This window comes from Sorangium sp. So ce406 (assembly GCF_051474675.1).
GTDB lineage: Bacteria > Myxococcota_A > Polyangia > Polyangiales > Polyangiaceae > Sorangium > Sorangium cellulosum_G.
The window spans coordinates 7651010-7677887 of record NZ_CP150340.1; the positions used below are offsets into that span (position 1 = coordinate 7651010).

General features: G+C 70.8%; 19 protein-coding genes and 1 pseudogene. 8 read left to right on the plus strand and 12 right to left on the minus strand.

Translation table 11 applies throughout. The features are described 5' to 3' along the window. Positions 1 to 129: 129 nt before the first annotated feature. Positions 130 to 840, minus strand: coding sequence for a hypothetical protein (locus WME96_RS28330; RefSeq protein ID WP_437284710.1), 711 nt, complete (start codon positions 838 to 840; stop codon positions 130 to 132). Positions 841 to 1141: 301 nt separating this feature from the next. After that, positions 1142 to 4540, minus strand: coding sequence for a protein kinase domain-containing protein (locus tag WME96_RS28335; protein WP_437284711.1), 3399 nt, complete (start codon positions 4538 to 4540; stop codon positions 1142 to 1144). A 219-nt stretch (positions 4541 to 4759) separates the two neighbouring features. Between WME96_RS28335 and WME96_RS28340 the strand changes: the two genes are divergently transcribed. Then, entirely contained in the window at positions 4760 to 4963 is a 204-nt protein-coding gene (locus WME96_RS28340; RefSeq protein ID WP_437284712.1) for an SDR family oxidoreductase, read from the plus strand. 179 nt (positions 4964 to 5142) lie between these two features. Here WME96_RS28340 and WME96_RS28345 read toward each other — a convergent pair whose 3' ends face one another. Then, positions 5143 to 8112 carry an nSTAND1 domain-containing NTPase gene (locus tag WME96_RS28345; protein WP_437284713.1) on the minus strand — a complete coding sequence of 990 codons (2970 nt, stop codon included), beginning with the start codon at positions 8110 to 8112 and terminating at the stop codon, positions 5143 to 5145. 569 nt (positions 8113 to 8681) lie between these two features. Here WME96_RS28345 and WME96_RS28350 point away from each other — a divergent pair. Both WME96_RS28350 and WME96_RS28355 read left to right on the plus strand, forming a co-directional pair. Continuing rightward, positions 8682 to 9542: a hypothetical protein gene (locus WME96_RS28350; RefSeq protein WP_437284714.1), complete on the plus strand. Its 861-nt coding sequence runs from the start codon at positions 8682 to 8684 to the stop codon at positions 9540 to 9542. Between the two features lie 75 nt (positions 9543 to 9617). After that, complete coding sequence (locus WME96_RS28355) at positions 9618 to 12275, plus strand: pentapeptide repeat-containing protein (RefSeq protein ID WP_437284715.1); 2658 nt, start codon at positions 9618 to 9620, stop codon at positions 12273 to 12275. Between the two features lie 66 nt (positions 12276 to 12341). On the opposite strand, the gene WME96_RS28360 is transcribed toward WME96_RS28355, so the two are convergent. The 3 genes from WME96_RS28360 to WME96_RS28370 form a co-directional block, all read right to left on the minus strand. Beyond that, positions 12342 to 13976, minus strand: coding sequence for a DUF1552 domain-containing protein (locus WME96_RS28360; protein ID WP_437284716.1), 1635 nt, complete (start codon positions 13974 to 13976; stop codon positions 12342 to 12344). 612 nt (positions 13977 to 14588) lie between these two features. Beyond that, on the minus strand, positions 14589 to 16487 hold the full coding sequence (gene dnaK / locus WME96_RS28365; RefSeq protein ID WP_437284717.1) for a molecular chaperone DnaK: 1899 nt from the start codon (positions 16485 to 16487) through the stop codon (positions 14589 to 14591). A gap of 6 nt (positions 16488 to 16493) precedes the next feature. Next, positions 16494 to 16997, minus strand: coding sequence for an aminoacyl-tRNA deacylase (locus WME96_RS28370; RefSeq protein WP_437284718.1), 504 nt, complete (start codon positions 16995 to 16997; stop codon positions 16494 to 16496). Between the two features lie 489 nt (positions 16998 to 17486). Between WME96_RS28370 and zwf the strand changes: the two genes are divergently transcribed. The 3 genes from zwf to WME96_RS28385 are packed head-to-tail and all read left to right on the plus strand — an operon-like array spanning position 17487 to position 20435. Beyond that, entirely contained in the window at positions 17487 to 18881 is a 1395-nt protein-coding gene (zwf, locus tag WME96_RS28375) for a glucose-6-phosphate dehydrogenase (RefSeq protein ID WP_437284719.1), read from the plus strand. 31 nt (positions 18882 to 18912) lie between these two features. Next, positions 18913 to 19749: an HAD hydrolase family protein gene (locus WME96_RS28380; protein WP_437284720.1), complete on the plus strand. Its 837-nt coding sequence runs from the start codon at positions 18913 to 18915 to the stop codon at positions 19747 to 19749. Then, positions 19746 to 20435, plus strand: a complete 690-nt coding sequence (locus WME96_RS28385; protein ID WP_437284721.1) for a TMEM175 family protein — start codon at positions 19746 to 19748, stop codon at positions 20433 to 20435. Before WME96_RS28380 ends, WME96_RS28385 begins: the two co-directional genes overlap by 4 nt. A gap of 91 nt (positions 20436 to 20526) precedes the next feature. Here the strand turns inward: WME96_RS28385 and WME96_RS28390 are convergent. The 4 genes and pseudogenes from WME96_RS28390 to WME96_RS28405 form a co-directional block, all read right to left on the minus strand. Further along, positions 20527 to 20667: pseudogene (locus WME96_RS28390) on the minus strand (BON domain-containing protein); the annotation flags it as partial. Between the two features lie 31 nt (positions 20668 to 20698). Next, positions 20699 to 21145 carry a CBS domain-containing protein gene (locus tag WME96_RS28395; RefSeq protein WP_437284722.1) on the minus strand — a complete coding sequence of 149 codons (447 nt, stop codon included), beginning with the start codon at positions 21143 to 21145 and terminating at the stop codon, positions 20699 to 20701. Positions 21146 to 21348: 203 nt separating this feature from the next. Next, the gene (locus WME96_RS28400; protein WP_437284723.1) at positions 21349 to 21954 is read right to left on the minus strand and encodes an HdeD family acid-resistance protein; all 606 of its coding nucleotides are present in this window, start codon (positions 21952 to 21954) and stop codon (positions 21349 to 21351) included. 72 nt (positions 21955 to 22026) lie between these two features. Continuing rightward, a complete protein-coding gene (locus WME96_RS28405) occupies positions 22027 to 22623 on the minus strand; it encodes an Hsp20/alpha crystallin family protein (RefSeq protein WP_437284724.1) in 597 nt (198 codons plus the stop codon). 631 nt (positions 22624 to 23254) lie between these two features. On the opposite strand from WME96_RS28405, the gene WME96_RS28410 reads away from it, so the two are divergent. Both WME96_RS28410 and WME96_RS28415 read left to right on the plus strand, forming a co-directional pair. Next, positions 23255 to 24406: a zinc-dependent alcohol dehydrogenase gene (locus WME96_RS28410; RefSeq protein WP_437284725.1), complete on the plus strand. Its 1152-nt coding sequence runs from the start codon at positions 23255 to 23257 to the stop codon at positions 24404 to 24406. Between the two features lie 26 nt (positions 24407 to 24432). Next, positions 24433 to 24843, plus strand: a complete 411-nt coding sequence (locus tag WME96_RS28415; RefSeq protein WP_437284726.1) for a hypothetical protein — start codon at positions 24433 to 24435, stop codon at positions 24841 to 24843. A gap of 44 nt (positions 24844 to 24887) precedes the next feature. Here WME96_RS28415 and WME96_RS28420 read toward each other — a convergent pair whose 3' ends face one another. Next, a complete protein-coding gene (locus WME96_RS28420) occupies positions 24888 to 25550 on the minus strand; it encodes an HAD family hydrolase (protein ID WP_437284727.1) in 663 nt (220 codons plus the stop codon). Positions 25551 to 25686: 136 nt separating this feature from the next. Beyond that, positions 25687 to 26649, minus strand: a complete 963-nt coding sequence (locus WME96_RS28425) for a PfkB family carbohydrate kinase (RefSeq protein ID WP_437284728.1) — start codon at positions 26647 to 26649, stop codon at positions 25687 to 25689. Between the last annotated feature and the right edge of the window lie 229 nt (positions 26650 to 26878).

Here is a 26878-nt window from a genome sequence, read left to right on the forward strand (position 1 = left end):
CTCCAATATGCCACGGTCAGAAGTTTTTGCAATTCCACCGCATCGGCCTCTCGACCGATGCGGTGGGGGCGTCTCGTCCACCGCATCGGCCTCTCGACCGGTGCGGTGGGGCCGTCTCGTTGGCTGCGCTCAGGTCCAGTTGCAGAACTCGAGCGAGTCGAAGTCGGAGGTGGCCTGGACTTCCACCTCCGAGCAGTCGACCGGCTCGAACGTGTCGAATCCCTCCCCCGCGGGGACGCACTGGCCGCAGCCGAACCCTTCCGGGAATGCATCGGACCAGTCGGGGCCCTGGCTGGCGGGGTCGCGCCAGATGATCGCGTGTTGCGGGCTCGCGCCGAGGATGGCTGCCTCGACGACGTCCTCGTCGAGCTCGCCTTCGGGCACCTCGGTGCCCGGCTCGAGGAGCATGACGACGCCGACGCCGACGCCGTAGCTGTTGATCGCCTCGCCGGGCGGCTCGGCCCCGAAGCTGACGGTGAACTGCGCGCCGGAGACGCTCCCCTCACCGAAATTGAACGCGTAGTCGGGGCTGCTCGAGCTCACCACCCAGGCGACGATCACCTCGGCGTCCTCCGGCACGGCGTCTCCGGAGATCGGTCCCGTGACCGCGAATCCCTCGGTCCCGGCGCCGCTGCCGCCGTCACCCGCGCTGCCGCCGTCACCCGCGCTGCCTCCGTCACCCGCGCTGCCTCCGTCACCCGCGCTGCCTCCGTCACCGGCGCTGCCGCCGTCACCCGCGCTGCCTCCGTCGCCGGCGCTGCCGCCCGTACCGCTGCTGCTGCTCGTGCTGTCGCCGCCCTGCGGGTCGTCATCCGAGCACGCGGGCAAGGCCAACATCACGCCCATCAATCCTGCAAACAACCATCGTGTTGTGTTCATGGCCGTCATGAACCACGACTCGCCCCGACGCGCAAAGCGGATCTCGCTCGCTCGAGACGCGGGATTTTTGCTCGCTCCCCTGATGCGAAGTCAAGCTCACGCCACGAAACGAACTCATCTTGGGAAAATTCACAGGGAGGCGGGGAGACGGGGAGATAAATCTTCACATCCTCCCCGCCTCCCCGTTCAATTTCTCCCCTGAAAAGCGCTGCAACAAGGAGATTCCTTGGCTCCACGGCACCAGCGCCCGCGATGCCCGGGCTCACCCTCCGTCGGACAGCGCCGCCGCCATCGTCGCGTCGAGCCCGGCGGTATGCCCCTCGGCGAGGCGCGCCTCGTGCGCGGCGTCGCCCAGGGCGGAGCGCGCTGCCTCGACGCAGGCGGCGAGCGCCGGCCGCTCGATGGGCGGCACCGGCGTGCCGATGGCCTCGCGCAGCGCCGCCGCGCCGCCGAGCAGGCGGGCGCCGCGCGACGCCCTCCCCGCCCCCACCGCCGCGCGCGCGAGCGCCTCGAGGACGCTCGCGGAGCGCCAGAGATCGCCGAGCTCCCGGTGCAGCCGGAGGCTCGCCCGCAGGCGCCGCCCGGCCACGGCGAGGTCGCCGCGCTCGATCGCGATGAGGCCCTGGATGTTGCTCGTCCAGGCGATCCCCTCCTTGAACTTCACCTGCTGCGACAGCCCCTCGCTCTCCTCGCAGAGGCGGGCGGCCTCGCCGAGCTCCCCCCGGTAGAACGCCGCGCAGCCCAGGTTGAGCAGCGCCGTCGCCGTGCCCTCGCGATCGCCCGCGCGGCGGAGCTCCGCGAGCGCGAGCCGGCAGGCGCTCTCCGCGCGGGCGACGTCGCCCGAGAGCCACGCCGCGAAGCCCGTGTAGCCGAGCGCGTGCGCGGCCTCCAGCGTGTCGCCGCGGCGCGTGGCCAGCGCGAGGCTCTCGCCGTGCAGCGACAGCGCGCGCTCGTAGTCGCCCTGCTCGCGCGCGACGCTGCCGAGGATCTGGATCACCGAGGCGAGCCCGCGCTCGTCGCCGAGCCCGCGGTAGAGCGCCGCGCCCCGCTCGAGCAGCGCGCGCGCCTCGCGGTAGTCGCACTGGAGCAGCGCGAGCTTGCCGGCCCCCCGGAGCGCCGCGGCCACGTGCTCGGGCGCGACGCCGGCCGCCCCCGCGAGCGCCCGGCCGAGCCAGGCGCGGCCCTCCTGGTAGTGGCCGTGGATGTACCAGAACCACGCCAGCGCGGCGGCGAGGCGGACCGCGGCGGCCGCGTCGCCGCCTGCCTCGCCCTCGCCCCGGAGCGCGAGCTCGAGGGCGAGGCGCAGGTTGTCGTGCTCCAGATCGAGCGCCGCGAGCCACGCGGCCTGCTCGGGCCCGCGGAGCGCCTCGGCCGCGCGCTCGGCGAGCTCCAGCGAGAGCTCCACGAAGCGGCGGTTGCACGCGGCGGCGGCGCCCTCCTCCTCGAGCCGCTCGAGGCCGTACTCGCGCAGGATCGCGAGCATCTGGAACCGGGGCTCGTCGCCCGCGACCGGGAGCAGCAGGCTCTTGTCGACCAGCGACTCGAGGATCCCGAGCGTGTCGAGCGCCGGATCGCGGAAGGCGCACATCCGGTCCCCGGTGGCCAGCGAGAAGCCGCCCGGGAACACCGCGAGCGTGCGGAACGCGAGCTGCTCCTCGGGCTCGAGCAGGCCGTAGCTCCAGTCGATGGCGGCGCGCATGGTCTGCTGGCGCTCGGGCAGGTCGCGCGCGCCGCCCGTGAGCAGGCGGAACGAGCCCGCGGTCGCGCCGCCGCCGCGCCCGGCGGCCCCGCGGTCGCGGAGGCGCGCGAGCAGCGCCGCGGGCGTGAGGACGCGCAGGCGCGACGCGGCGAGCTCGATGGCGAGCGGCAGGCCGTCGAGGCGCGCGCAGATCTCCACGACCTCGGCGACGTTGCCGGGGCCGAGCTGGAAGCCGGGCTTGATCACCGACGCCCGGCGGCAGAACAGGCTCACCGCCGAGCTCGCCAGCGCGGCGTCGACCGTGACCTCGCGCGGCTCCGGCAGCTCCAGCGGCGGCACGACGAAGCGCCGCTCGCCCGAGAGGTTCAGGGCGGCGCGGCTCGTCACGAGCAGCGAGAGGCGCGGGCAGCTCGCGGCGAGGTGCGCGACCACCGGCGCCGCGGCCGTCAGGTGCTCGAGGTTGTCGAGCACCAGCAGGAAACGGCGGTCGCGGAGGAACTGGGCCACGCGCTCCAGGTCCGGCCGCGCGCCGCCCTCGCCGAGGCAGAGCGCCTGCGCGATCGCGGAGGGCACGAGCGCCGGGTCGCGCAGCGACGCGAGCGGGACGAAGCAGACGCCGCCGGTGAACACGGGGACGAGGTCCTCGGCGACCTGGAGCGCGAGCCGGGTCTTCCCGGTGCCGCCGACGCCGGTGAGCGTGAGCAGGCCGGCGCTCGGATCGAGCACGAGCGAGGCGATCTCGGCGCGCTCGCGGGCGCGGCCCACGAACCCCGTGCGCTGGACCGGGAGGTTGTGGCGCGGCCGCTCGGGCTCCGGCGACGCGTTCGCGCCGAGCGGCGGCGACGCGTGCAGGCCGGGCGGCGGCGACGTGTGCAGGCCGGGCGGCGGCGGCGCGGCGGGCTCCGCCGGGCCGCCGCCGGGATCGCGCCCGGCGGCGCCGGCGGCCGCGGAGGCGGCCTGCGCGAGGCGCTGCGAGGGGGCCTCGACCGTGCCGGCGACCTCCATGGTCTCGGTGCTGAGCATGTCCAACGGCGCGCCGCCCGCGGTCGACCCGGGCCCCTCGGCGCCGGCCAGCTCGGCGGGCGCGCAGTACCCCTCGAGCGCGGCGCGCAGGGCGAGGCTCTGCTCGCGCACCGAGGGGAAGCGCAGGGCCGGATCGCGGTCGCACGACCGCAGGAACCACGCGTCGAACGCGGGCGGGAGCCACCGCCAGCGCGTCGACGGCGCGTAGAGCCGCATGACCAGGAGCGCCGCCATCAGCTCGGCCATGCTGTTCGCGGTCCAGTAGATGTCGCCGGTCAGCAGGCGCACGGCGATGAGGCCGATCGCCCACACGTCCGCCGCCGGGCCGATCTGGCCCGCGCGCCCGCGCGCCTGCTCGGGCGCCATGTAGATGGGCGTGCCGACGGCCGTGCCGGTGGCGGTGATGCCGCCCGAGGCGCCGAGCGCGCCGGGGTCGAGCTCCTTGACCAGCCCGAGGTCGAGGATCTTCACGCGCTCCCGCCCGTCGTCGCCTGTCGCGAGGAAGAGGTTCGCGGGCTTCAGATCGCGGTGGAAGAGGCTCCGCGCGTGGGCGACCTCGAGCGCGTCGGCGACCTCGCCGAGCCAGCGCAGCACCTCGCCGGGCGAGCGCTTGCCCTCGGTGGCGACGAGGTGCTCGAGGTCGTTGCCCCGGAGCAGCTCCATCACCAGGAACGGCGCGTCGTCGACCTCGGGGGCGACGCCGGCGTCGACCATGCGCACGAACCCGGGCGCGTCGAGGAGCCTCATCGCCCGGATCTCGCGCTCGAAGCGGGCCTGCGCCGGCCCCCCCCGGTGCACCCGGAGCAGGACCTTCACGGCGACCTGGCCGCCGCCCTCGAGGTCGTCGGCCCTGTAGACCACGCCCGACCCCCCGCGGCCGATCTCGCTCAGGAGACGGTAACGGCCGCCGAGGACGATCGGGCGCTCTTGGTGCAGCATGGGACGATCGCGGTCGGGACCACCTCGTGAAGGCCGCGGCCGGCGCAGCTTACCACAGGGCGCCCGCGCGCCGAGCTCAGCCGCCGCCGTTCTATGCTGTCGTGTCGGCGGGAGGAGAGAACATGTCCATGGCGCTGAACGGCAAGGTCGCGCTGGTGGTGGGCGGCAGCTCGGGGATCGGGCGAGGCGCGGCGCTCGCGCTCGCGGCGGCGGGCGCGGGTGGTCGTCGCGGGCACGCCGCTCATCGACAACGCGATGAAGAACTACCCGGGGCTGATAGAGCCGTACATCGCCGACATCCCGGCGGGTCGCCCGGCCCGGGTCGACGAGGTAGCGCGGGTGATCGTCTGGCTCTGCTCCGACGACGCGTCGTTCGTGAACGGGCACTCCCTGGCGGTCGATGGGGGGCAGACATCGAAGTAGGCCGGACCTAGTTCCGCCCGCCAGAAGTCCGGCCAGCGATCTGAGGAGAGATTTCAACGCAAAGGCGCAAAGGCGCAAAAAAGAACAGATTTTGTGCAGTTTTGCGCCTTTGCGCCTTTGCGTTGAACTCTTTCTCCCCTCGCGACACCGGTCCCCGGCAGGATCTCTGACCCGAGGTACTAGTCCAAGCTCTCCTCGATTCTCCCCACGCTCCGCTCGATGAGCTGCTCCTGCTCGCGCTGGCTCCGGAGCACCTCCTCGGACGCCGCCCTGGCTTTTTGTTCCTCCTGGGTGGCCTTGAGCTCGGCCTGTCGCGCCTCCGCCTCGGACCTCCGCGCCTCATCCCGCGCGGCCTGTGCCTGGCCGGCCGCCACGCGGGCCCTCTCGGCCTCGGCCTCCGCGCGGTCCCGGACCTCCTCGGCTTCCTGCTGCAGCTGCTCGGCCCGCCTCCGCTGCGCATCGCTCTCCTGCCGCGCGGCCTCGCTCTCCTGCCGCGCCCTCTCGGCCGCGCTCCGGGCAGCCTCCGCGCTCGCGAGCGTGTCCTTCAGCGTGTGCTCGGTGCTCTGGATCTCGCGGAACTGCGCCGTGATGACCCGGTTCTGACGGGTCACCGTCACGATCCCCGCCCCCGCCGCGACGATCAGGAGCGACAGCGACGCGATGATCCCGGACACGAGGCGGCGCCTCCCGCGTTGCTGCTGATCGGCGAACCGGAGCACCTCCTCCAGATAGAGCCGCTCCCGCTCGGGCAGCTCCCCCTGGTAGCGCTTGCGAAACAGGCGCGCGTCGTCGGCGACCTTGCCACGCCAGAGCGTGTCCGCGGCGCGATCACTCGACTCCCAGAGCCTCGCCGCCGCGCGCAGGCGGTCCAGGAACACCGCGTCCTCCTGGTTCTCATCGAGCCAGCGCTTGAGCGTCGGCCACCGCTCGATGAGCGACTCGTGCACGAGCTCCACCGTGGTGCCCGCGCGGTCGCTCCCCGTCTCGATCGCCAGGAGCCGCGCATCGGCGAGCAGCCCCACCACCCGCTCGATCTCGCCTCGATCCCCCGGCAGCTCGCACAGCTCCCCCAGGCTGGCGACGGCCCGCGTCCGCTCCGGCGTCACCAGGCGCTCCAGGACCGCCCGCGCGAGCTTCGCCCGGCGCTGGCTCATCGCGGCCAGCACCGTGTCGGCGTGGCTCGCCAGCGCGCCCGCCACGCCGCCGAGCGCCTCGTAGCTGGCGCGCGTGAGCAGCCGGCGCCCCCGATCGCGCATCTCCCACAGCCTCGCCGCGGTGAACTGGAGGAGCGGCAGCGCGCCGCGCGTGCTCTCCAGCGCGTCGAGGAGGCCCTCGACCATCGCCGGATCCTCGATCTGGTACCGCGCCGCCTCCACCGGCTTCATCAGGGCTTCACGCAGCCCCTCGCGCCCCATCGGCCGGAGGAACACGAGGCCGCGGATCATCGCCGTCATGAAATGCTCGTGCTCGGCCATCCGCTCGAGGAAGTCCGATCGCACCGACAGGACGACCCGGAGCGGCGAGGAGGCGTCGTCGGCGACCCCCTCGAGGCACGCGAGGAACGACTCGCGCTCGCCGGCCGGGGTGCCGAGCGTGAAGAGCTCCTCGAACTGATCGATGAACAGCAACAGGCGTCGCTGCGTGCCGTCCGACCACGCGCGCAGCGCGGCGCCGAGGAGGCCAGGCTCGGCGCGCAGCCGCTCGCTCCAGCCCGCGCCCGTCGCCGCGCCGCCCTGCGCGGCGAGCGCGCGCGTGGCCGCGCTCAGCGTCAGCGCGGGGTGGCTGAAGAGGTGCGCCAGCGCGGCCACGGGCTCGCGCCCGGGCCGCAGGACGAGCGCCTCCCAGCCCTCCCCGGAGCGCTTGAGCGCCGGGATCACCCCCGCCCTCACGAGCGACGATTTCCCCACGCCGGACGCCCCGGCGAGCGCGAGCAGCGGCTGGTTCCGGAGGCGCGCGACCACGGCGGCGAGCACCTGCGCGCGGCCGAAGAAGCGGTCCGCGTCGGCCTCCTGGAACGACGACAGGCCGGCGAACGGGCTCTCGTCGGCGGCGAGGTGGATCTCCCGGCGCCCCGGCAGGAGCGGCAGCAGCTCGGCCAGGAGCTCCTCCGCGGAGGCGAACCGCTCGGCCTTTCGCTTGCGCAGGCAGCGATCGATGATCGCGCCGAGCGGGCCGAGCGCCGGGTGGCGCGCGCTGACCTCGGGCATCGGCTCGTCGGCGCTCGAGACCCTGAGGAGGCTCGCCATGCTGACCGGCGCGAGCGGGTGCGCGCCGAGCACGAGCTCGTGGAGCATGATGCCCACCGCCCAGATATCGCTGGACTGGTCGATATCCACTCCTCGCCACTGCTCTGGAGACATATAAGGCAGTGTGCCGATGATCGCTCCGTCGCGCGTCAGGCGCGCATCGCCGGCGACGGAGCGCTCGACCGCGAGCGCGAGGCTCGCCTCGTCCTCGCGCAGCTTGGCGATCCCGAAATCCACCACCTTGATCGCCCCCGACGCCTCGATCATGATGTTCTCGGGCTTGAGATCGCGATGGACGATGCCGGACGCGTGCGCGCGCGAGAGCGCGCCCACGACAGGGACCATCAGCTCCACGGCGAGGCTGGGCGGCACCGGCGCCGTCGATATGTCTTCCCCGGCGTCCGCGGGCCTGCGCTGCTTCATCCAGGCGCCCAGGCTCTGCCCCTCGATGTACTCGAGCACCATGTACGGGTATCCGTCGTGCTCGTTCACCTCGTAGATCGTCACGATATGCTCGTGCTTGCAGCGAGCGGTCGCCTGCGCTTCGATCAGAAAGCGCTGCACCCCGTTGCTGTTCACCTTCGTGAGGAGCTTGATCGCGACGAGGCGCGCGAGCTTGATGTCTCGCGCCAGGAAGACCCTGCCCATGCCGCCCCGGCCGAGCTCGCGCAAGAGCTCGTAATGCCCGATGCGGGCGCCGACCGAGAGCAGCGGATTGCTATGCGGAGGCGACGAGGAAGGCGGAGCGCCCGTGCTCGTCGCCCGGCCGGCCTTCACCGCTCGAGCGCCCGCCCGCACGGCATCAGCCGGCGCCGCGGAGCCGGCCTGCGCGGGCGCAGCCGGCGCTGCGCCGACGGACACGGTGCTGGAGTAGCATGCGTCCTCGAGCCCTCCGGCGCGCATTGGCAAGCTCCCCTCATGATGGTGCTCGCCTGCGCCGGATGATCGACCATTCGGCCCCAGAACGATCAGCTCGGTGGACATCTTCCCCCCTGCCCGTAAAACAACGCCACCACTGAAACCGTGGTTACCACGGCGAGAGCTGCGAGAGCGATCACGATAGCACAGGCGCCCAATGGACGCGCGCAACCTCAGATCGGGTACGAGCTCGCTTCACAGGAGGACATGCGAGGGCGTACGCTCGGGAGCGCGGCATGCTCGCCGGCCCGGTGAGCCGGGGTGAAGGCTGGATGGATCACCTCGGGCGACCCCCGCAAAGCAAAACGACCCACACGCGACCCATGCACGTCTCCATTCCAGCAGCGAAGCTCCCATCATCGATCGCTCTCGTGGCCCTGTGCGTCTTCTGCGCCGCGCCTGCGCGGGCCCAAGGGATGGCGGGCCCAGGGGCGGCGGGTTCAGGGACGACGGGCTCAGGGACGGGCCCAGGGACGGCGAGCCCGCCGCCAGGGTCGCTGTCGCCGCATCCACCTTCTCTCTCGTCTCCGCCGCCGCTGCTGCCGCCGGCGGCGGTGGAGGCGTCACCGCCCCGTCCATCGCTGTCGCCGCGGCCATGGCACCAGGGCATCTCCGACGATCGAAAGCAGCAGGCGCACGAGCTCTTCACGCAGGCGCGGGCGCTGCACCGGCGCATGATGTTCGCCGAGGCGCGGGTCAAATACGAAGAGGCGCTGGCGGCCTGGGAGCATCCTGAGCTCCGGCTCTATCTCGCGCGGGTGTTGAAGAGCATCGGGCTGCCGCTCCAGGCCTATGAGAACCTGCGACTCGCCCTGCGATGGGGGCCCGGCGCGCTCGCGCCCGAGAAGGAGCAGGAGGCGCGCGCGGCGATGCGTGCGCTCATGGAGCACGAGCTCGCCGCCATCGAGATCCGCTGCGATGAGCCGGGCGCTACCGTGCTGCTCGACGACAAGTCGTGGTTCGTCGGCCCCGGCACCGAGCGCCGGATGGTCACGCCCGGAGAGCACGTGGTCATGGTGAGGAGGGACGGCTACTCCACGGTCGTCAAGCCCATCCTCGTCATCGCCGGCAAAGAGGCTTCTGGCCAGCTCGCGCGGCGCGTCGATACCGTCGTCGGCCAGCCCCGGTGGCCCACGTGGATCCCCTGGTCCATGCTCGGGGCAGGCGCAGCCCTGGGTGTCGCGGGTGGCGGGCTGATGTGGAGCGGAGCGGCAGACAAGGGCAACCGGGGCGGCGGCGACCTGGCGATCGGCGCCTTCGTCGCCGGCGGAGCGACGATGATCACGGGGACGGTCCTGCTCCTCATGAACAGGCCACAGGCCTACCGCGTCCGCGATCGGGGCGAGGTGGAGGTCGAGCTTCGGCCCATCGCGTCGCTCGGCCCTGCGGGGCTGTCGGCCCGGCTCGTGTTCTGATCCGGCGGAGCCAGGATGCGCCGGGATGCGCCGTCCTGGCGGCGCGGCCGAGGGGATCCGAGTAAGATGGGTTCGATGACCCGACAGGTCTTCGGCGCCACCCGCTTCAACGCGCCCGGCAACTTCACTGGTCTCGATTTTTCTCCGGACTCCAGAGCGCTCGTGGCCCTCGTGACCGGCGAGCGTCGCACGAGGGTGCATCGCTTCGCCGTCGACGACGGTCGTGCCCTCGACGAGCAGACGGTGACCGGTTGCTTCACTGGCGTCTTCGCGTTGCCTGACGGCGACCTTCTCCTGTGGGCGCGTGGATCCATCGCGCGCCTCGGCCAGGACCGCGAGCTCTCGTGGAAGCTCGGAGAGAAGGCGACGAAGAAGTTCGCCTTCGCGAGCGTGAGCGCCGACGGCGCGATCGTCGCGACCTACGGCGGAGACTCCGTCGCCAGCGTCTTCGACGCGCGTACGGGCAAACGACTTCACGACCTGAGCGAGCCTGCAGGCGAGATCTTCGCGTTCGCCTTCTCACCCGACGGAGCGACGTTCGCGACCGGTGGACAGAAGGGCATCGTCCGCGTCTTCGATCGCGAGTCGAAGAAGGAGCTCGCCCGACGAAAGAGCTCCAAGGTCCTCGTACTCGCGTTCTCACCCGAGGGCAGCGTGCTCGCCGGCGGCCACGGACAAGGCGACGTCCACCTCTGGGACAGCGCATCGCTCGAGCCCGTCCGCCTCCTGGGCTCGCATCGCTTCCAGGAAGATCACGGCTCGGGCGAGCAGGACGGGGGGCCGGCCGGTTGTCGCTGGCTCGCGTTCCTGGCCGACGGCGAGACGGTGGTCTCGCAAGGCAACGATCGCTACTTTCGCTGGTGGAAGCGCAGCGGCGCGGAGATCCGTCGCGTCCGCACGCCTCGCCACCACGCCCACGGCCAGGGCCCCGCGATGGCGCTCTCGCGCGACGGGAAGTGGCTCGCCGCAGGCTCGACGGCGTCTGGCATCAGCCTCTGGACCTCGGACGGTGAGCCGGCTTCGAGCGAGCTCGGGATCGACGCGCCACACGCGATCGCGCTGAGCCGCGAGCGCGTCGTCGTCGCCGGCTCGTCGGGGATCTGGTCCTGGCGACGGACCGACGGCACCGTCAGCGAGCGGCGCGCGAGCGGCACCGCGGCGCTCGCGAACCTCCCGCAGGGAGAGCTGCTCATCGTCGAGCCCGAAAACGCCGTCGTGGTGCGCGAGATCACCGACGAGGGCAAGGCGATCTTCGCGAACGACGCGATCTCTCCCCAGGGCGTGGTGGCGGTCTCGCGCGACGGAAATACGGTGATGCTCCCCGTCGCGTCGAACGTCGAGCTCTGGGACCGTGCGCGCGGCGTCCGCACCGCGACGCTCTCGCACGACGCCAAGGTGTCGGCCTGCACGTTCGGGTCCGACGACACCTGGGCCGTTTCGGTGTCCGACGCGGTCCGGATCTGGCGGCTCGACGATCCGGAGACACCCGTCCATACGATCGAGCTGGAGAGCGGTGCGCCCGAGTACTGCGGCGGCGTCGCCGTCTCGCGCGTCGGGTGGATCGCCGTCAGCGTCGATCGTGACCTCAGCAATCATTCGTCCGACAGCGCGCTCGTCTTCATCGATCCGCGTTCGGGTGAGGTGACAGCTACCCTCTCACACCCAGGCAAGCGCCTCGGGCAGGTCGCGTTCATCGACGATGCCCGCGCGGTCGTCGTCGACTCCGCGGGCCGCACGAGGACGGCCGACGCCGAGAAGGGCGAGTGGCTCGACGAGCCCGAGGCACCGAGAGACATCGAGTTCCACGGCTTCGAGATCCTCCCGCTCACCGCCTCCGACGACGGCACCGAGATCGCGTACATCGACGGGCACGGCAACCTCTCCATCCACGCGATCGAAGGCACGAAGAAGCGTGTGGCTCCCTTCGATCTCGGCTTCACCCCGCTGGCGGAGAAGAAGCCGCAGGGCACGTTCGAGGAGCGCCTCGCCGGGATGCGCATTCTCTACGCAGGCAAATTCCAGAGCTCGGCGATGGATGTGCGCACGTCGCGCGAGTTCCGCGAAGACATGCTGCTCGAGCTCGGCGGCACGGTCGCGAAGAAGGCGAAGGACGCGACGCACTTCGTCGGCGCGCGCATTCCGTACGTGAAGCACGTCCCGTCGAAGGCGGAGGCCGAGATCGACGCGCGCATCGCCCGAGGCGACAAAGTCATCAAGCTGAGCGAGAAGAAGCTCATCGAGATGCTGCTTCCTACGTTCGAAGAGTCGCGCGCGATGCTGCGAGGTGAGGTCAAGGACGGCATCGAGCGCTGGAACCGCTGGCGGTCGCGCTGGCGCACGCTGAGCGGCGGGTTCGTGCAGCTCTCGGGCATCGATCTCACGGGAGCCGACCTGCGAAAGGCAGACCTCATGGTGATCCCGTTCGAAGAGGCGAAGCTCTCGAACGCGCGCCTCGAGGGGGTCAATCTCTACGACTGCGTCTTCCGCCGCGCCGACCTCCGCGGGGCGGATCTCGAAGGCGCTCGCTGCGGCCGCGTCGTCTTCTCGAACGCCGATCTCCGCGAAGCGAGGCTGGCCGGCGCCGAGTTCACCGGCGCCGAGCTCGACGGCGCCGACCTCCGCGGCGCCGACCTCCGCGACGCGGACCTGCAGTACGCGAAGCTCACTGGCGCCAGGCTCGACGGCGCCAAGCTCGACGGCGCCAGGCTCCCGCAGGGCTCGAAGCGCCCGTAGCGGCCTTTACTTCCGGCGGTACACGCCGGTGGCGCGTGAGCACGGCGGTGTCCCCGCGCGAACCGCTCAGGAGCTCGCCCGGAGCGCGGTGAACTCGCCTGGATCGTGGATGATGGGGGGATTGGTCCCTCCACCGATGAAGTCTTCCGTCCGGTCATACATGCCGAAGTGGGTCACCGGTCCCGAGCCGCCCCGCGCCGGGAAACCATCCGCGCCCGCCTTGACCCCGAGGGCGTTCATCAAGTTGCAGTAGTACTTGTTGATCGGCGCGTTGGCGAGCGACGGATCGGTCCCCGTTTCCTGGGAGTACCCGTCGACCTCGCCCGGAGTGCCCTCGGCGCACGTGATCTCGCTGTTGCCGGTCGTGAGATCGGGCGAACCGTCATCGACGTTCACGGCCCAGCCGGTCTTGAAATAGCCGCCGGCGCTGCCGACCTGGACGATCGGCAGGTTGTTGAGGTTGAGGGCGCAGCCGTCCGACATCTCCTGGAACCAGACGGCCGCGCAGTTGTCGAGGAGCGTCCCGTCGCCCTCGTCGATGCTGTTCAGCTGCCCGACGAGGTGGGCAAACTTCCTTGCATGGTAGTCGTCGATCGTGAGGAGCATGTCGATCACACCCGGGACGCAGGGGCCCTGCACTCCCGCGTGGTCCAGGCGGCTCGAGAGACCTTCGCTCTCTTGCGTCAGGCCGAGCCCCTTGAAGGTGTAGGCCGCGGGGTACTTCAGGAAGATGACGGGGTTCGCGTTGCACGCCGCCGCGAGCACGGCGAGGTTCGAATAGAGGTCGGCTCCGTCGAGGCTGTCCGAGATTCGTCGCGTCAGCCAGTCGTCGACGCTCGGGCGCGTGCTCTGCAGGTCGATGTTCTCTTGCGTCACGCCGAGCGCCGTGGCGAGGGACGTGTTGCACTGCGAAGGAACCACCACGCTTCCTGTCGCGTGGAGGAGCTCCTTCCAGGCTGCGAGCTTCTGCTTGTCGGCACGGCTCATGTCGAACCGCTCGAGCGTCTGCAGATCGTCCCTCACGAGGTCGAGGATGCTCTTGCCGCGCATCGCCGCGTAGGTGTCCGGAGACGTCGGCCTCCCCGCCTCGAAGAGGCCGGTGAGGCTGCTGAAGACCTGCGACGCGGAGACGCTCTTGAAGATGGTCTCGGCAGCGGAGTAGGAGATCGCCGACTGAGCGTTGTCATTCCCACCGATCGTGTTCATGAGCAGCGGAGTGCCGTGCGGGCTGAGCTGTCGTGCGATGACGTGGTCCAGCGAGGGGCCGGTCGGCATGGCGTTGAACTTCGTCGCCTGGTCGAAGCTGAACGGGTCGTTGCTGTTGGGAGTGACCGGGTGGCAAGTGAAGTACGATCCGTTCACCTGCGTGTGGTGATCGTTCCCCTGCCCCCGCGCCAGCGTCACCGTCCACTCGTTCATCGCGCGGATGCCTCGGGGCATGAGGAGCTTGTCGACGTAAGGCGCCAGGTGCTTGAGCGTCGTCGTCTCGAGGTCCGCGGCGGTGAGCGGCCCGTGCGACTTCTTCGGGAAGAACCGCGTCGTGATGCAGCCATGGTGCGTGTACATCACGATCAGCCGCTTCGGTGGCGCGGCCGGCTGCGCCATCACGGTGCGGTCGGCGATCGAGCCGAGGAACGGCGCAACGACGCAAGCTCCGCCCAGCCCCCGGAGGAAGATTCTTCGGTTGATGCGTGTTGTCATGGCTGTATTTCTCCGGCCTCAATGGATGCAGACGCACGGCTGCCACCCGAGACGCCCCCTGAGTGCCCGCGTTGGCCACGTCTCCATCGTCACTGAATGCCCGCAGGCCCGTTCCTGTATTTGGTTTTCGCTCGGCCGCGCGCGGTGGTGGGCGCCGCCGGGCCGGCTCCACCGCGCGGATGCTCCGCCGGCTCCGCGAATGGCTCGACCGGGCGCTCTCGCTCCGCGCGCCCGCGCCGCCCGACCTCGCCGAGCTCGAGGCGCCCGAGTCCGGGCCGTCCGACGATGCGCCCGCGCCGCCAGTATCGCAGAGACCCGGAATGCGCTCAAGGCCATCGCGGAGGACAAGCGCGACGACGCGGTGGCGGCGCTCGAGCGGGCTACCGGCAAAGTCAGCATCCTCCTGGCCCGCACCCAGAGCGAGCGGCGCTGACGCCGCAGGCATCCAGGACCACCGAGGACCGCCCACGCGCCAGCGCTTCCGCAAACCATGGACAACCGCCGGCCCTGGCCTCCGGGCGACGCGCGCGCGGCGCGCCGATGCCTACGCCAGTTGCACTCCTCAGGAGCACGGCGGAGCCGGGCGGCTCGCCGCCTCGATATCGGACCAGCCTACGTCCCGGTCTCCTCGAACTCCGCGTCGATCACGCCCTCTTTCCCTCCGGTATCGCGCGCCCCCGAGGGCGGCGCCGGAGCCTCGGGCGGCTGGCCGCCCGCCTTCTCGTACATCACCCGGGCGACGCGGTGCGCCTCCTTCTCCACCTTCTCGAGCGCGGCCGCGACCTGGGCGTCGTCCTGCTGCTCGATCGCGCGACGGCCCTCGGCGATGAGCGCATTCAGGGCCGCGACGTCGGCGTCGGCGAGCTTGTCCTTGTTCTCCGCGACGGTCTTCTCGAGCGTGTAGCAGAGGGTGTCGAGCTTGTTCCGGCGCTCGATCTCCTCGCGGCGCCTCGCGTCCTCGGCCTCGTTGCGCTGCGCCTCGGCGACCATCCGTTCGATCTCGTCCTCCTTGAGCCCGCCCGACGCGGTGATGGTGATGCGCTGATCCTTGCCGGTGGCCATGTCCTTGGCGTGCACCGAGAGGATGCCGTTCGCGTCGATGTCGAACGCCACCTCGATCTTCGGCACCCCGCGGGGCGCCGGCAGGATGCCGTCGAGGTGGAAGCGACCGAGCGTCCGGTTATACCGCGCCTCGGCCCGCTCCCCTTGCAGGACGTGGACCTCCACCGAGGGCTGGCCGTCGGCCGCGGTGGAGAAGACCTCCTTCTTCTGCGCCGGGATCGTCGTGTTGCGCGAGATCATCGGCGTCATCACGCCTCCGAGCGTCTCCACGCCGAGCGACAGCGGCGTGACGTCGAGGAGCAGGAGATCCTTGACCTCTCCGGAGAGCACGCCGGCCTGCACGGCCGCGCCGACGGCCACGACCTCGTCGGGGTTGACACCCTTGTGCGCCTCCTTGCCGAAGAAGCTCCGGACCGTCTCCTGGACCAAGGGGATTCGGGTGGAGCCGCCGACGAGGACGACCTCGTCGATCTGCTGGGCCGTCTTCTGCGCGTCGCCGAGGGCCCGGCGCACGGGCTCCATCGTCCGGTCCACGAGCGGCTTCATCATCTGCTCGAGCCGCGAGCGGGTGAGCACCTTCGAGAGGTGCTTGGGGCCCGAGGCGTCCGCGGTGAGGAACGGGAGGTTGATGGTGGTCTCCTGCACGTTGGAGAGCTCGATCTTCGCCTGCTCCGCCGCGTCCTTGAGGCGCTGGACGACCATCTTGTCGGTCGATACGTCGATGCCCGTGTCCCGCTTGAACTCGGCGACCAGCCAGTCGATCACCAGGTGGTCGATGTCGTCGCCCCCGAGGTGGGTGTCGCCGTTCGTCGAGATCACCTGCACCACGCTGTCGCTCACCTCGAGGATGGAGATGTCGAACGTGCCGCCGCCGAAATCATAGACGGCGATGATCTCGTGCTTCTTCTTGTCGAGGCCGTACGCGAGCGCCGCGGCCGTCGGCTCGTTCACGATGCGCTTGACGTCGAGCCCCGCGACGCGCCCGGCGTCCTTGGTCGCCTGGCGCTGCGCGTCGTTGAAGTACGCGGGGACGGTGATGACGGCCGCCGAGACGCTCTCGCCGAGGTACTCCTCCGCCGCCTTCTTGAGCTTCTGGAGGACGTGCGCCGACACCTCCGGCGGCGAGATGACTTTGCCGCGCACCTCGAACGCTGCGTCGCCGTTCTTCGCCTTGACGACCTTGAAGGGCACGCGCTTGGCCTCCTCCGTGACCTCCTCGAAGCGCCGCCCGATGAAGCGCTTCGCCGAGGCGATGGTGCCGAAGGGGTTCACGACCGCCTGGCGCTTGGCGATCTGCCCGATGAGCACCTCGCCCCGCTCGTCCCAGGCGACGACGGACGGGGTGAGGCGCGAGCCCTCCTGGTTGGGGATGACCTTGGGCTCCTTTCCCTCCATCACGGCGACGACGCTGTTCGTCGTACCCAGGTCGATTCCGATGATCTTGGCCATGGTAACCTATGCGACCTTCTTGTTGGGTTCCTGCGGCTCGGCATGCTCCGGGAGCTCGCCGCCGATCGTGAACGAGGCGACGCGGGGGCGCTCGAGGCGCGCGAATTCGTCATACGAGAGCTCGATGCAGTCGTTCGGGGAGAAGGCCGTGAACACGATGGCGGACGCGCTCGTCAGCCGCTCGTCGATGAGGGTGAGGGCGCCCATCGCCCCACCGAGCGGCGGGATCTGCCCGCCGGCCTGCGAGTAGGGCGGCTTCAGATCCGCGGGGCTGCCCTCGATCACCTCCGCGCGGAGCTCGTGCCTGAGCTCCGGCAGGCTCAGCCTCTCCCCCCGGGGCAGGCAGGCGATGGCAGGTTGCCCGCCGACGACGAGCACCTGCGTCTCTACCGCGAGGCCGCCCGGAGGGACGCAGTGCGCGACCGCCGGGAGCGGCTCGGGCGATGGATGGCTGGAGAGACGGAACGGTACGCCGTGCGTCCTCAGGTAGGCGACGACTCGATCGAGCATGGAGTCGACTCAAGCGATCATCGGACCAGACCCGCCGCATGCGCAACCTGCACAGGGACGGCGCAGGGCCGCGCTCAACGCTGCGGCAGCAAGGACCCCGGAGAGCTCCTCGCCGCGGCGTCGCGCGCATGCCGCGCCCGTCCTCCCGGCGAGCACGCCCGTGCACGAAGTGCCCTGTGCAGCACGCGGGGCCCCGTGCCGCTGGCGACGCTCGTCACCGTCCTTTGCCCTCGAGCGCGCTCCAGGGTACGAGCCGGGAGGCTCCTGCGCTCGATTCACGCCACGTCGCCCCAGGCCGCGTCGTCGCGTCGCCCGCCGGAACGAGCGCGCTCGGGTGCTGGGCCGGCGTGGCACACGCGATGCCGGACCGGGAAGGCACGGCTCCAGGGCCGTGACGAGAGGAGCCGGGCGCGTGCTCGCTGGATGGATCATGGGCAAGGCGATCGGGGCGATGCGGCGCGCGCTCGGCGGCGCCGCGGAGCAGGCGGCGTGAGCGCCGCCGATGCGCTCGTGCTGTTCGGGGCGACAGGCGATCTGGCCTTCAAGAAGATCTTCCCGGCGCTGGCCGGGCTGGTCCGCCGGCGCCGGCTGGAGGTGCCGATCATCGGCGTGGCCAAGAGCGAATGGGACATCGATCAGCTCCGGGCCCGCGTCCGCGAGAGCCTCGAGCGGGCCGGCGCGTTCGAACCCGGGGTCCATCGCGAGCTGTGCGCGCGGCTCTCGTACGTGAGCGGCGATTACGCCGATCCGGCGACGTTTTTCCGCCTGCGCGAGCGACTCGGCGCCGCCCAGCGGCCGCTCCACTACATGGCCGTGCCGCCGGCTCTGTTCGCAGAGGTCGTCAAGGCGCTCGACCGCTCCGGGTGCGTGCGCCGAGGGCGGCTCGTCGTCGAGAAGCCGTTCGGCCACGATCTGGCGTCCGCTCGGGCGCTCTACCGCACGCTCACGAGCATCTTTCCGGAAGAGGAGATCTATCGAATCGATCATTTTCTCGGCAAAGAGCCGGTCCAGAACATCGTCTATTTCCGCTTCGCGAACGCGCTGCTCGAGCCGGTCTGGAACTCCCACCATGTCGAGAGCGTCCAGATCGCCATGGCCGAGCGCTTCGGCATCGAGGGCCGCGGCCGGTTCTACGACGCCACGGGGTGCATCCGCGACGTCCTGCAGAACCACCTCCTGCAGGTGGTCGCGTGCCTCACCATGGATCCACCCCCGTCCGGGGACGCGGACGCCGTTCGGGCGGAGCGCGTGCGGCTGCTGCGATCCATCGCGCCCCTCGAGCCGGAGCACGTCGTCCGCGGTCAATACCACGGGTACCGCGGCGAGCCGGGCGTCGCGCCGGACTCGCAGGTCGAGACGTTCTGCGCCGCGCGGCTCCGCATCCACAACTGGCGCTGGGCGGGCGTCCCGTTCTGCATCCGCGCTGGCAAGCGCCTCGCGGTCACGGCGACCGAGGTGCTCGTCCAGCTGCGGCGGCCGCCGCACGCTGTGTTCGGCGACGTCGAGCGCGCGGACCCGGGCTACGTTCGCATCCGGCTCGACCCTGCGCCGGAGCTCGCCATCGGCGTGCGGGTCAAGGCGCCCGGGGAGCGGATGGCCGGACAGCCGACCGAGTTGCTCGTGACGAGCGAGATGTCCGAGGCGCTGGCGCCCTACGAGCGGCTCCTCGGCGACGCGCTCGCCGGCGATCCGACCCTGTTCGCGAGTCAGTGCGAAGTGGAGGCGCAATGGGCCGTCGTCGATCCGGTCCTGGACCAGGCGACCCCCGTCTTTCGCTATGAGCCGGGCACGTGGGGCCCAGTGGAAGCCGACCGCCTCGTCGCCGATCTCGGCGGGTGGCGCGCGCCCACCCCGGCCGCCCCGCCGGCGAGGAGGGCCGCGTGAAGCTCCACGCCGCCAGGGAGGCGCTCGCCGTATGACAGGGATTCGCCTGCTGCTCGCCGACGTGGAGGGCGCGCTCCTCACGCCGGACGGCGTGCTCACCCCGAGGGCCGAGCGGGCGGTCGGCCAGCTCCGCGGCGCCGGCATCGACCTCGCGCTCACGAGCAGGCGGCCGCCGCGCGGCCTGCGCGTTCTGATCGAGCGGCTCGGGATCGCGACGCCGGTCGCCGCGTTCGGCGGCGCCATGCTGGTGAGGCCGGACCTGTCCGTGCTCGAGCAGCACCCGCTGGACAATGGCGCGGCCGCGGTCGTCATCGCGACCTTGGAGCGACACGGCGCCGACGTCTGGGTCTACCAGGGCGACGACTGGCTGGTGCGCCGCGCCGACGCGCCGCGCGTAGCGCTCGAGCAGGCGGCCGTGCAGGTTCTCCCCAGGGTCGTCGAGCGCTGGGAGGGCGTCGTGGACCGCGCGGTCAAGATCGTCGGCGTCATCGACGACGCCGAGGTGCTGGAGCGCTGCGAGTCGGACCTCCTGGGAGCGTGCGCGTACCTCTCGGCGTCACGCCAGCGGCCTCATTCCATCGAGGTGAGGCATCCCCGGGCCAACCCTGGAGAGGTCGTGAGGACGCTCTCGGCGCTCCTCGGCATCTCCGGTGCGGCCATCGCCGCGATCGGCGAGCTGCCGGACCATGTGTTCATGTTCCGGGAGAGCGGGCTCAGCATCGCCATGGGGCACGCGCGCGCCGTCGTGCAGCGGCAAGCGCGCTTCATCACGCTGTCGAACGACGACGAGGGCTTCGCGCACGCCGTGGAGACGTGGCTGCTCACGGCGAGCGGCGGCCGGCGAGGGAGAGGGCGAACGAGCCCATGACGGCCCCTCTGGCGAGCGCTCCCGGCGAGCGCCTGAGACCGCACCGACGCCGGAGGCTCGCCCTCGTCCTCGCGACGCACGAGGGGACGAGCCGCATCGAGGCGCTCAGCGACGGGGTGTTCGCGATCGCGGCGACGTTGCTGGTGGTCGAGCTCAAGATCCCTCGAGGGCTGACCGACTCGGCCCGGCTCCTGGATGCGCTGGCGACGCAGTGGCCCGTCTACGTGGGCTACGTGATGAGCTTCGTGTACCTCGGGATCTACTGGAGCCACCACGTCCACGTCTTCAGGCTGTTCCGGCGCACGGACCATGTCTTCCTCAAGCTCAACGTGCTCTTCCTGATGACGATCGCGCTCATCCCCTTTCCGACGGCGCTCCTCGGCGTTTACTGGCACGCGCACGACGACAGGACGCGCACGGCGCTCCTCGTCTACGCGAGCTCGCTGTTCGTCACGGCGAGCCTGTTCCTGGCCATATGGCTGTACGCGACCCACAATCGCCGGCTGGTCGATCCGGAGCTGGACGACGATGTCATCCGAGCGACCACCGAGCGCTACCTCATAGGGCCGATCGGTTACGGCGCCTCGTTCCTCGTCGCATGGTGGAGCCCCGTCGCCGGCGCGCTCATCATCCTCCTGAGCGCGCTGTTCTATATCCTGCCGATCCATCTCGTCAGGCATGGCTGAGGATCGCCCGCGAGCTCGGGCGCCGGAGGCGCGCTGGAGATCGATCCGGAGCCCCCACCTCGCGAGCTGCAGAGCTGCGCCGGGGCGCTCATCACCGCTCGACGGTGATGAGGTTCTCGACCCAGTGGACGCCCGGAGCCGACCATGCCGCCCGCTCGGCTTCTTCCTTCTCGGCCCACGAGCGCACGCGGCCGAGGAGGTTCACCTCGCCCCGATCTGCAGCAGTCGTGACGGAGGCGATGGTCGATGTTGTAGATGGTGCATCAGGGGCGCACGACGCCCGTCTCTTCGAGATGTCTATGGCTCAGGAGGTCTCTGGCGAGGCGGACATAATCGGACGTGGTGACGATTCCGACGACGTGGAATCGTTCGTCGATGACCGGAAGACACCCAATCTTCAGGTCGAGCAGCTTGCCGGCGGCCTCGGCGGCGTCTGTGCCGGGACGCACCGTCTCGACCACCCCGCGCATGATCTTGCACACGTGGAGCTTGGCCTTGTACTCGATCTCGTCGTCCTCCGACGGAATGCTGATGCTCGGAGGCGACACGTCGAGCACGTCCTGCCGGCTGACGACCCCGACCAGCACGTCGCCGTCGGTGACCGGGAGGTGCCCGATCTTCTCGCGGTTCATCGTCTCCTCGGCGTGCGCGACCGAATCGGTTCGAGCGATCGTGATGGCCGGGAATGTCATGATCTCATTGATGCGCATCGGATTCGACCTCCTCCTCCGCCAGGGCCACACCAGGGCGAACGGGTCGCGCTGAGGGCAGGCATCCAGGCGCTTCGAGCGGCCGCGCCCGCCGGCGCGCCGAACCGTCAGAGACCGGCCTCATGGACCGCGACCGTACGGCTGAGCGACGACGAGCGTGGCGCGCCGCTCCGGGCGCGGCGCGCCGGTCACACGCGCGCGCTTCACACGCGCGCGCTGGCCACCGGCCGGGGTCGCGCGCTGACCCCGATCAGCAGCATCGACGATCCGCTGATGATGAGGTTGACGCCGACGAGCAGGCCGAGCGCCCACGCCGCGGTGCTCGGCCAGCGCCACCAGATCAGGACCCCGAGCGCCAGCGAGAGCAGCCCATCGAACAGGAGCCAACCCCAGGCGGGCATGTCGCGGTGCTGGATGGCGCGGATGATCCTGAGGAAGCCGTCGGCGAAGAAGAACGCCGCGAGGATCAACGTCAGCGTGACCGTGCCTGTCACCGGGAAGGCCACGATCAGGACGCCCGCGACGATCTGGAACAGGGCGCTTACGAGGGACCAGGCGGAGTTGGCCCATCGCGGGTTCCGGACGGCGTGGACGCCCTGGAGGAGGCCGCTCACCACCAGCACGCCCCCGATGACGACCGCCGAGACCAGCGAGGCGATCACGGGCATGAGGATCGCGAGAACGCCAAGCACCAAGAGGGCGATGCCGAGCCCCACGAACGAACCGCGGTTCTCCTGCACCGTATGAGCATCGACCAACCTCAATCCGAAGCTCGTCGTGCGGACAGGGTCCTCCAAGCGATCAGCCATGTGCATCCCCTCCTCTTCCTGCGCCGCGGCGTCGCGAGCGCGAGCAGGATAGACCTGGCCACTTCCCAGGGTCTACGCTGCCTTCTTTTCGCCCGTCGCAGCCCTCTCGGCTTCGGCCGTCGTCCCGGCCCTCTCGGCCGGCTGCCCGGATGCGAGCTCCTTGCCGCCCGCCTCCTTGCGGCCGCCGATCTGGACGCGGCGTGACTGCATCTCCGCCTTCTTGGGCACCGAGATCTGGAGCACGCCGTCCCTGAGCTCGGCCCTCAGCCTGTCGAGATCGGCGCCTTCGGGCATCACGAACGAGCGGCTGAACGCCCCGTAGGAGCGCTCGTAGGCGAAGAACCGCTCGTCCTCGCGCTGTTCCTCCTCCTCCCGCTTGCCACTCACCGTGAGCCGGTTGCCGGAGATCGAGACCTCGAGGTCCTCCTCGCGCACGCCGGGCAGGTCGATGTTGAAGACGTAGCTGTCCTTGGTCTCCTTGATCTCGATATCGGGCGCGAACGCCGTGCGCGCCGCCTGGACCATGCCGGCGAACGGGTCGGTGCCCACGAGGTCGCGGATGATGCGAAAAGGATCGAGCGCGCGGAACGGAGCCGTCATGCGCGTGGGATCCCCGGCGGTGGCGAGCGACTGCTGCGGCTCGCCTCGTCGAGTGCTTAGATTGGCCATCGTACCCTCCTTCTTTCTCCCCCCTCCACTGCAAGCATCAATTGTGCGCGCCGCACGGCGGCGCAAGTGCACGATGCGCACCGAGGGGCCTCCCCTCGCGTTCGCCGGATCGACGCGCTCCGGAGCGGACGCATGCCGGACTGCCGTTCATCCGGTCACGCAGGCGGGAGAGGACGCGACGGCTCCGGAGCGACGGCTCATGCTGCTCGCGTGCCTCTCCTCGACCGCAGAGCGGAAGAGCGCGGTCGGAGCATGGTCCGAAATGGCTCAGGCGATGCAAGCTCGCGAGCTCAAGGCTGACGAGCTCGAGGTGAGGCTGCCGGGCAGTTGCCAGCGCACCGATGAGAACATCGCCCGATGTGTCGTGGCACCGACATGGCTGCGCGTTCGAGTTGAACACGGAGCTCCCGCTCTCCTCGAGAAGGCGCACGACAAGACGAAGCGCCAGAACCAGGAGCTCGATGGATCAGCGGTAGATGTCCGGGTTTTCAAACGATGGACAACCGTCCTCCCTGGCCTCCGGGCGGCGAGATCGCGGAGCGCCGGTGCCTACGCCGGTTGCACCCATGAGCGTGCGCGCTGGGTTCGCTCCTTGCATCGCCCCCATCGAGCAAAAGGGGAGGTGGTGCGAATGCTGGCGCTCACATACCATGGGCCGAAATGCGTCCGTGTCGAGGAAAACCCGGAGCCTCGGATTCAACATCCGAATGACGTGGTCCTGCGTGTGAGTCGCGCCACGATCTGCGGCTCTGACCTGCATCTCTATCATGGCTACGTACCCGACACGCGCGTCGGCACCATCTTCGGCCATGAGTTCACCGGCGTCGTGGAGGAGGTCGGGCCATCCGTGCGGACCCTCCAGTGCGGCGACCGCGTCGTGGTGCCGTTCAACATCGCCTGCGGTACGTGCTTCTTCTGCCAGCGAGAACGCACCTCCGCCTGCGAGAACACGAACCCGCTCACCACGATCACCGGCGGGATCTTCGGTTACTCGCACACCACCGGCGGCTACCAGGGCGGCCAGGCCGAGCGCGTCCGCGTCCCCTTCGCCGACGTCGGCCCCATGAAGATCCCCGACGACCTCTCGGACGAGGACGTGCTCTTTCTCTCGGATATCCTCCCCACGGGGTACCAGGCGGCGGAGATGGGAGACATCGGCCCCGCGGACACGGTGGCTGTCTTCGGCTGCGGGCCCGTCGGCCTCGTGGCCCAGCGGTGCGCCTGGCTCCTCGGCGCGCGCCGGGTCATCGCCATCGATTCGGTCGGTTACCGCCTCGATTTCGCGCGCCGGTACAACCAAGCAGAGACGCTCGATTTCAGCAAGGTCCCTGATGTCGTCTCCGTCCTCCGGGACATGACCGACGGCCGTGGGCCGGATGTCTGCATCGATGCGGTCGGTCTGGAGGCGAACGGCTCGACGCTGCACGACGTGCTGGGCAAGACGCTCATGCTCGAGGCCGGCTCGCCCGTCGCCCTCAACTGGTCGATCCAGTCGGTCCGCCGCGGCGGGAGGGTCTCGATCATCGGCGTCTACGGGCCGCCCTGGAACCTCGTCGATGTGGGCGCGGCCATGAACAAGGGCCTGACGATCAAGACCGGGCAATGCGACGTGAAGCGGTACATGCCCCACCTGCTCGAGCACATCCGCAAGGGGAACATCGACCCGAGGGCGCTCATCACGCACCGCGTCCCGCTCGATGCGGCCGCGGAGATGTACCGCGTGTTCGCGGCGAGGTCCGACGGGATCCTCAAATGCGTGCTCATCCCGTCGGGCGCCAAGTGAGCTCTTTCATCGAGGAGGAAACGATCATGGAAGCCGAGATCACGCGGCCGATGGAGCAGCCGTACTGGGGAGTTGATCTGTGCCCGGAGGAGAGGCCCGGCGTCCCGAGAGAGGCGCCGCCACACCTCCTGGCGTGGGCGCACTGGACAGAGCCCGAGCGGCAGCCGATCGAGGGTCGCGTGCTCAGGCGCCCAGGGCTCGCCCGCCCGACGCCGGTGTTCAGCACGGCGTTGCCGCCGAGGGGGGCGAGCGGCGCGCTGCGCCGCGTGGCCTACGAGATCCCGGATCACCAGCTTCCCCACACGATCCTGCTGATCATCGCGGACCGGGTCGACGTGCTCGAGAGCCTCCCTCTCCTCTTCCAGAGGCGGGCCGTCAGGGCGGGCAAGCTCAGGACAGCGGCTCTGAGAACTCGCAGCGAGCAGAGAGGGCGCTGATCCTCTCTGCTCTGCTCCCGCTGCGCCGCCGTGCCGGGCGGTCCTCAGGGCAGGACGCCGAGCTCGTCGAGCGCGGCGCCGAGCTCCGCGGGGTCGCGGTACACCCGGTACGCCCCCGCCGCGAGCAGCTCGTCCTGCCCGTACCCACCGGAGAGCAATCCGACCCCGAACATGCGGGCCCGGCGCGCGGCGAGCAGGTCCCATACGGAGTCACCGACAACGTAGCAATCCTCGGCCGCCACACCCAAACGCTGCTGGCACGCGAAGAAAAGATCCGGCGCCGGCTTCGCGCGACTCACGTCGCCGCGAGCGACCACGACCATGTCCGGCGGGAGGTCGAGCACCGCGAGCGAGGCGTCGATCTCCGGACGGCGCCCGGAGGTCGCGATCCCGTGCGGCACCCCCGCATCCCGCAGGTGACGGAGCAGCGCCACCGCTCCAGGGAGCGGGCGTCGCTCCGGCAGGATCTGCTGGAAGATCTCGCCGTGGCGCTCCTGGACGAAGCGCGCCTGCTCGGTCGCGAGCGGGTGGCCGACCTCGCGCGCCACCGCGCGGGCGAAGAGCCCGCCGCTCATCCCGATGCGCCGGTGGACCCGCCAGGCGTCGATCGGCATGCCCGCCTCGGCGAACGCGCGCTGCCACGACAAAACATGGGCATAGACCGTGTCCACCAGGGTCCCATCAAGGTCGAAAATGATCGCGTGCACAGCGCTTCCTCACTGATTCCTCTGGCGCCGGAAGGCTGCTTCAGCGTCAGCGCTCCCTCGAGCTTGAACCTCCGGCGCTTCTCCTCGTCCTCGTGGGCTCCCCATCGACCTTGGCGCCCGAGCGCCCACGGCCCCGTCAGGCGCCATCGTCGAGCTCCCACGACCGTCCCGTGGTGACCTCGAGCAATCGAAGCACGGCGCCCCGGCGCGGAAAGGCCCGGACGTCGTGCTCCGGGCCCACGAGAGACTGCGCGGCGGTCGCCAGCGTGGTCGCGTCCTCCAGCGAGCGTCCCTCGGCGCGCGCCGCGGCGAGCGCGGCGACGAATACCTCGTCGGAGGCCTCGGCGTCGGCGTTGGGCGCGGCGAGGCGGGGGAACATCCGGGAGCCGCGCTCCGTGACGAGCAGGTGCCCGTCGGGCCCCGCGTCGATCAGCACCGCCCCGGGCCCGCGCGCGCGGAGCGCCTCGGCTGCGGCGATCGCGGTCGCCGGACTGCGGACCTCGACGCCCACGAGCGCCTTGGCCTCCCTTGCGGTCGCGTGGAGGATCTCGACCCCCTGCAGCTCGTCGCCCGAGAGGGCCTCCATCGCGCCGGCCGCGTCGAGAACGACGCGCGCATGCGCGATGCGCGCCAGCCCGATCGCCCGCTGCGCAGCCTCAAGCGCGACCTCGAGCGAGACCAGCACGGCGCGCGCAGAGGCGATGACGTCCGCAGCGGCCTCCACGTCGAGGGGCGAGATCGCCCGAAACGGGTCCGGGAAGATCATCGCCTGCCGCATTCGCGACGGATCGAGGTGGACGAGCGCGGCGCCGGACGAGACGGCCTTGTCGCGCCGGAGCCACCGCGTCGCGACGCCCTCGCCGTCGAGCCGGCGGAGCAGGGAGTCCGCGCGCTCGTCCTGCCCGATGGCCGCGACGAGCGCCGCGGGCGACCCCAGGCGCGCCGCCGCGACGGCCTGCCGGGCGCCACGCCCGCCGAGCACCTCCTCGAAGGCCGTCGCTACGACCGTCTCTCCCACCTTCGGCAGCCATGGGCCGTGGGCGACGTACTCGACCCACAGCCTCCCGACGGCGATGAGCTCGGCGCTCGATTCCGCCATGAACAACCCCCTCTCCGACTCTGCATCACGCGCGCCATGCCGCCGGCGTCACATGCCGGCGGGGAAGGTCTCCAGGGGCTCCTTCTCGGCCCGCGGCGAGAGGTGCAGGGCCGGAGGGCCTGAGACTGTAGAACTCGTGCGTCCCGTGCGTCGCGCCCTCGTGCCCGGCAAGCGGCGGACCGCGCCGCAGGGGGCACGGCACCTCACTTGCAGACCACGGCGGACGCCA

What these genes read in the sequence shown, in the direction of transcription:
- dnaK (WP_437284717.1), bottom strand. Translation starts at nt 16,487, where the DNA reads ATGGCCAAGATCATCGGAATCGACCTGGGTACGACGAACAGCGTCGTC.
- WME96_RS28370 (WP_437284718.1), bottom strand. Translation starts at nt 16,997, where the DNA reads ATGCTCGATCGAGTCGTCGCCTACCTGAGGACGCACGGCGTACCGTTC.
- WME96_RS28410 (WP_437284725.1), top strand. Translation starts at nt 23,255, where the DNA reads ATGCTGGCGCTCACATACCATGGGCCGAAATGCGTCCGTGTCGAGGAA.
- WME96_RS28380 (WP_437284720.1), top strand. Translation starts at nt 18,913, where the DNA reads ATGACAGGGATTCGCCTGCTGCTCGCCGACGTGGAGGGCGCGCTCCTC.
- WME96_RS28335 (WP_437284711.1), bottom strand. Translation starts at nt 4,540, where the DNA reads ATGCTGCACCAAGAGCGCCCGATCGTCCTCGGCGGCCGTTACCGTCTC.
- WME96_RS28400 (WP_437284723.1), bottom strand. Translation starts at nt 21,954, where the DNA reads ATGGCTGATCGCTTGGAGGACCCTGTCCGCACGACGAGCTTCGGATTG.
- WME96_RS28345 (WP_437284713.1), bottom strand. Translation starts at nt 8,112, where the DNA reads ATGCGCGCCGGAGGGCTCGAGGACGCATGCTACTCCAGCACCGTGTCC.
- WME96_RS28385 (WP_437284721.1), top strand. Translation starts at nt 19,746, where the DNA reads ATGACGGCCCCTCTGGCGAGCGCTCCCGGCGAGCGCCTGAGACCGCAC.
- WME96_RS28425 (WP_437284728.1), bottom strand. Translation starts at nt 26,649, where the DNA reads ATGGCGGAATCGAGCGCCGAGCTCATCGCCGTCGGGAGGCTGTGGGTC.
- WME96_RS28405 (WP_437284724.1), bottom strand. Translation starts at nt 22,623, where the DNA reads ATGGCCAATCTAAGCACTCGACGAGGCGAGCCGCAGCAGTCGCTCGCC.
- WME96_RS28360 (WP_437284716.1), bottom strand. Translation starts at nt 13,976, where the DNA reads ATGACAACACGCATCAACCGAAGAATCTTCCTCCGGGGGCTGGGCGGA.
- WME96_RS28395 (WP_437284722.1), bottom strand. Translation starts at nt 21,145, where the DNA reads ATGCGCATCAATGAGATCATGACATTCCCGGCCATCACGATCGCTCGA.
- WME96_RS28355 (WP_437284715.1), top strand. Translation starts at nt 9,618, where the DNA reads ATGACCCGACAGGTCTTCGGCGCCACCCGCTTCAACGCGCCCGGCAAC.
- WME96_RS28415 (WP_437284726.1), top strand. Translation starts at nt 24,433, where the DNA reads ATGGAAGCCGAGATCACGCGGCCGATGGAGCAGCCGTACTGGGGAGTT.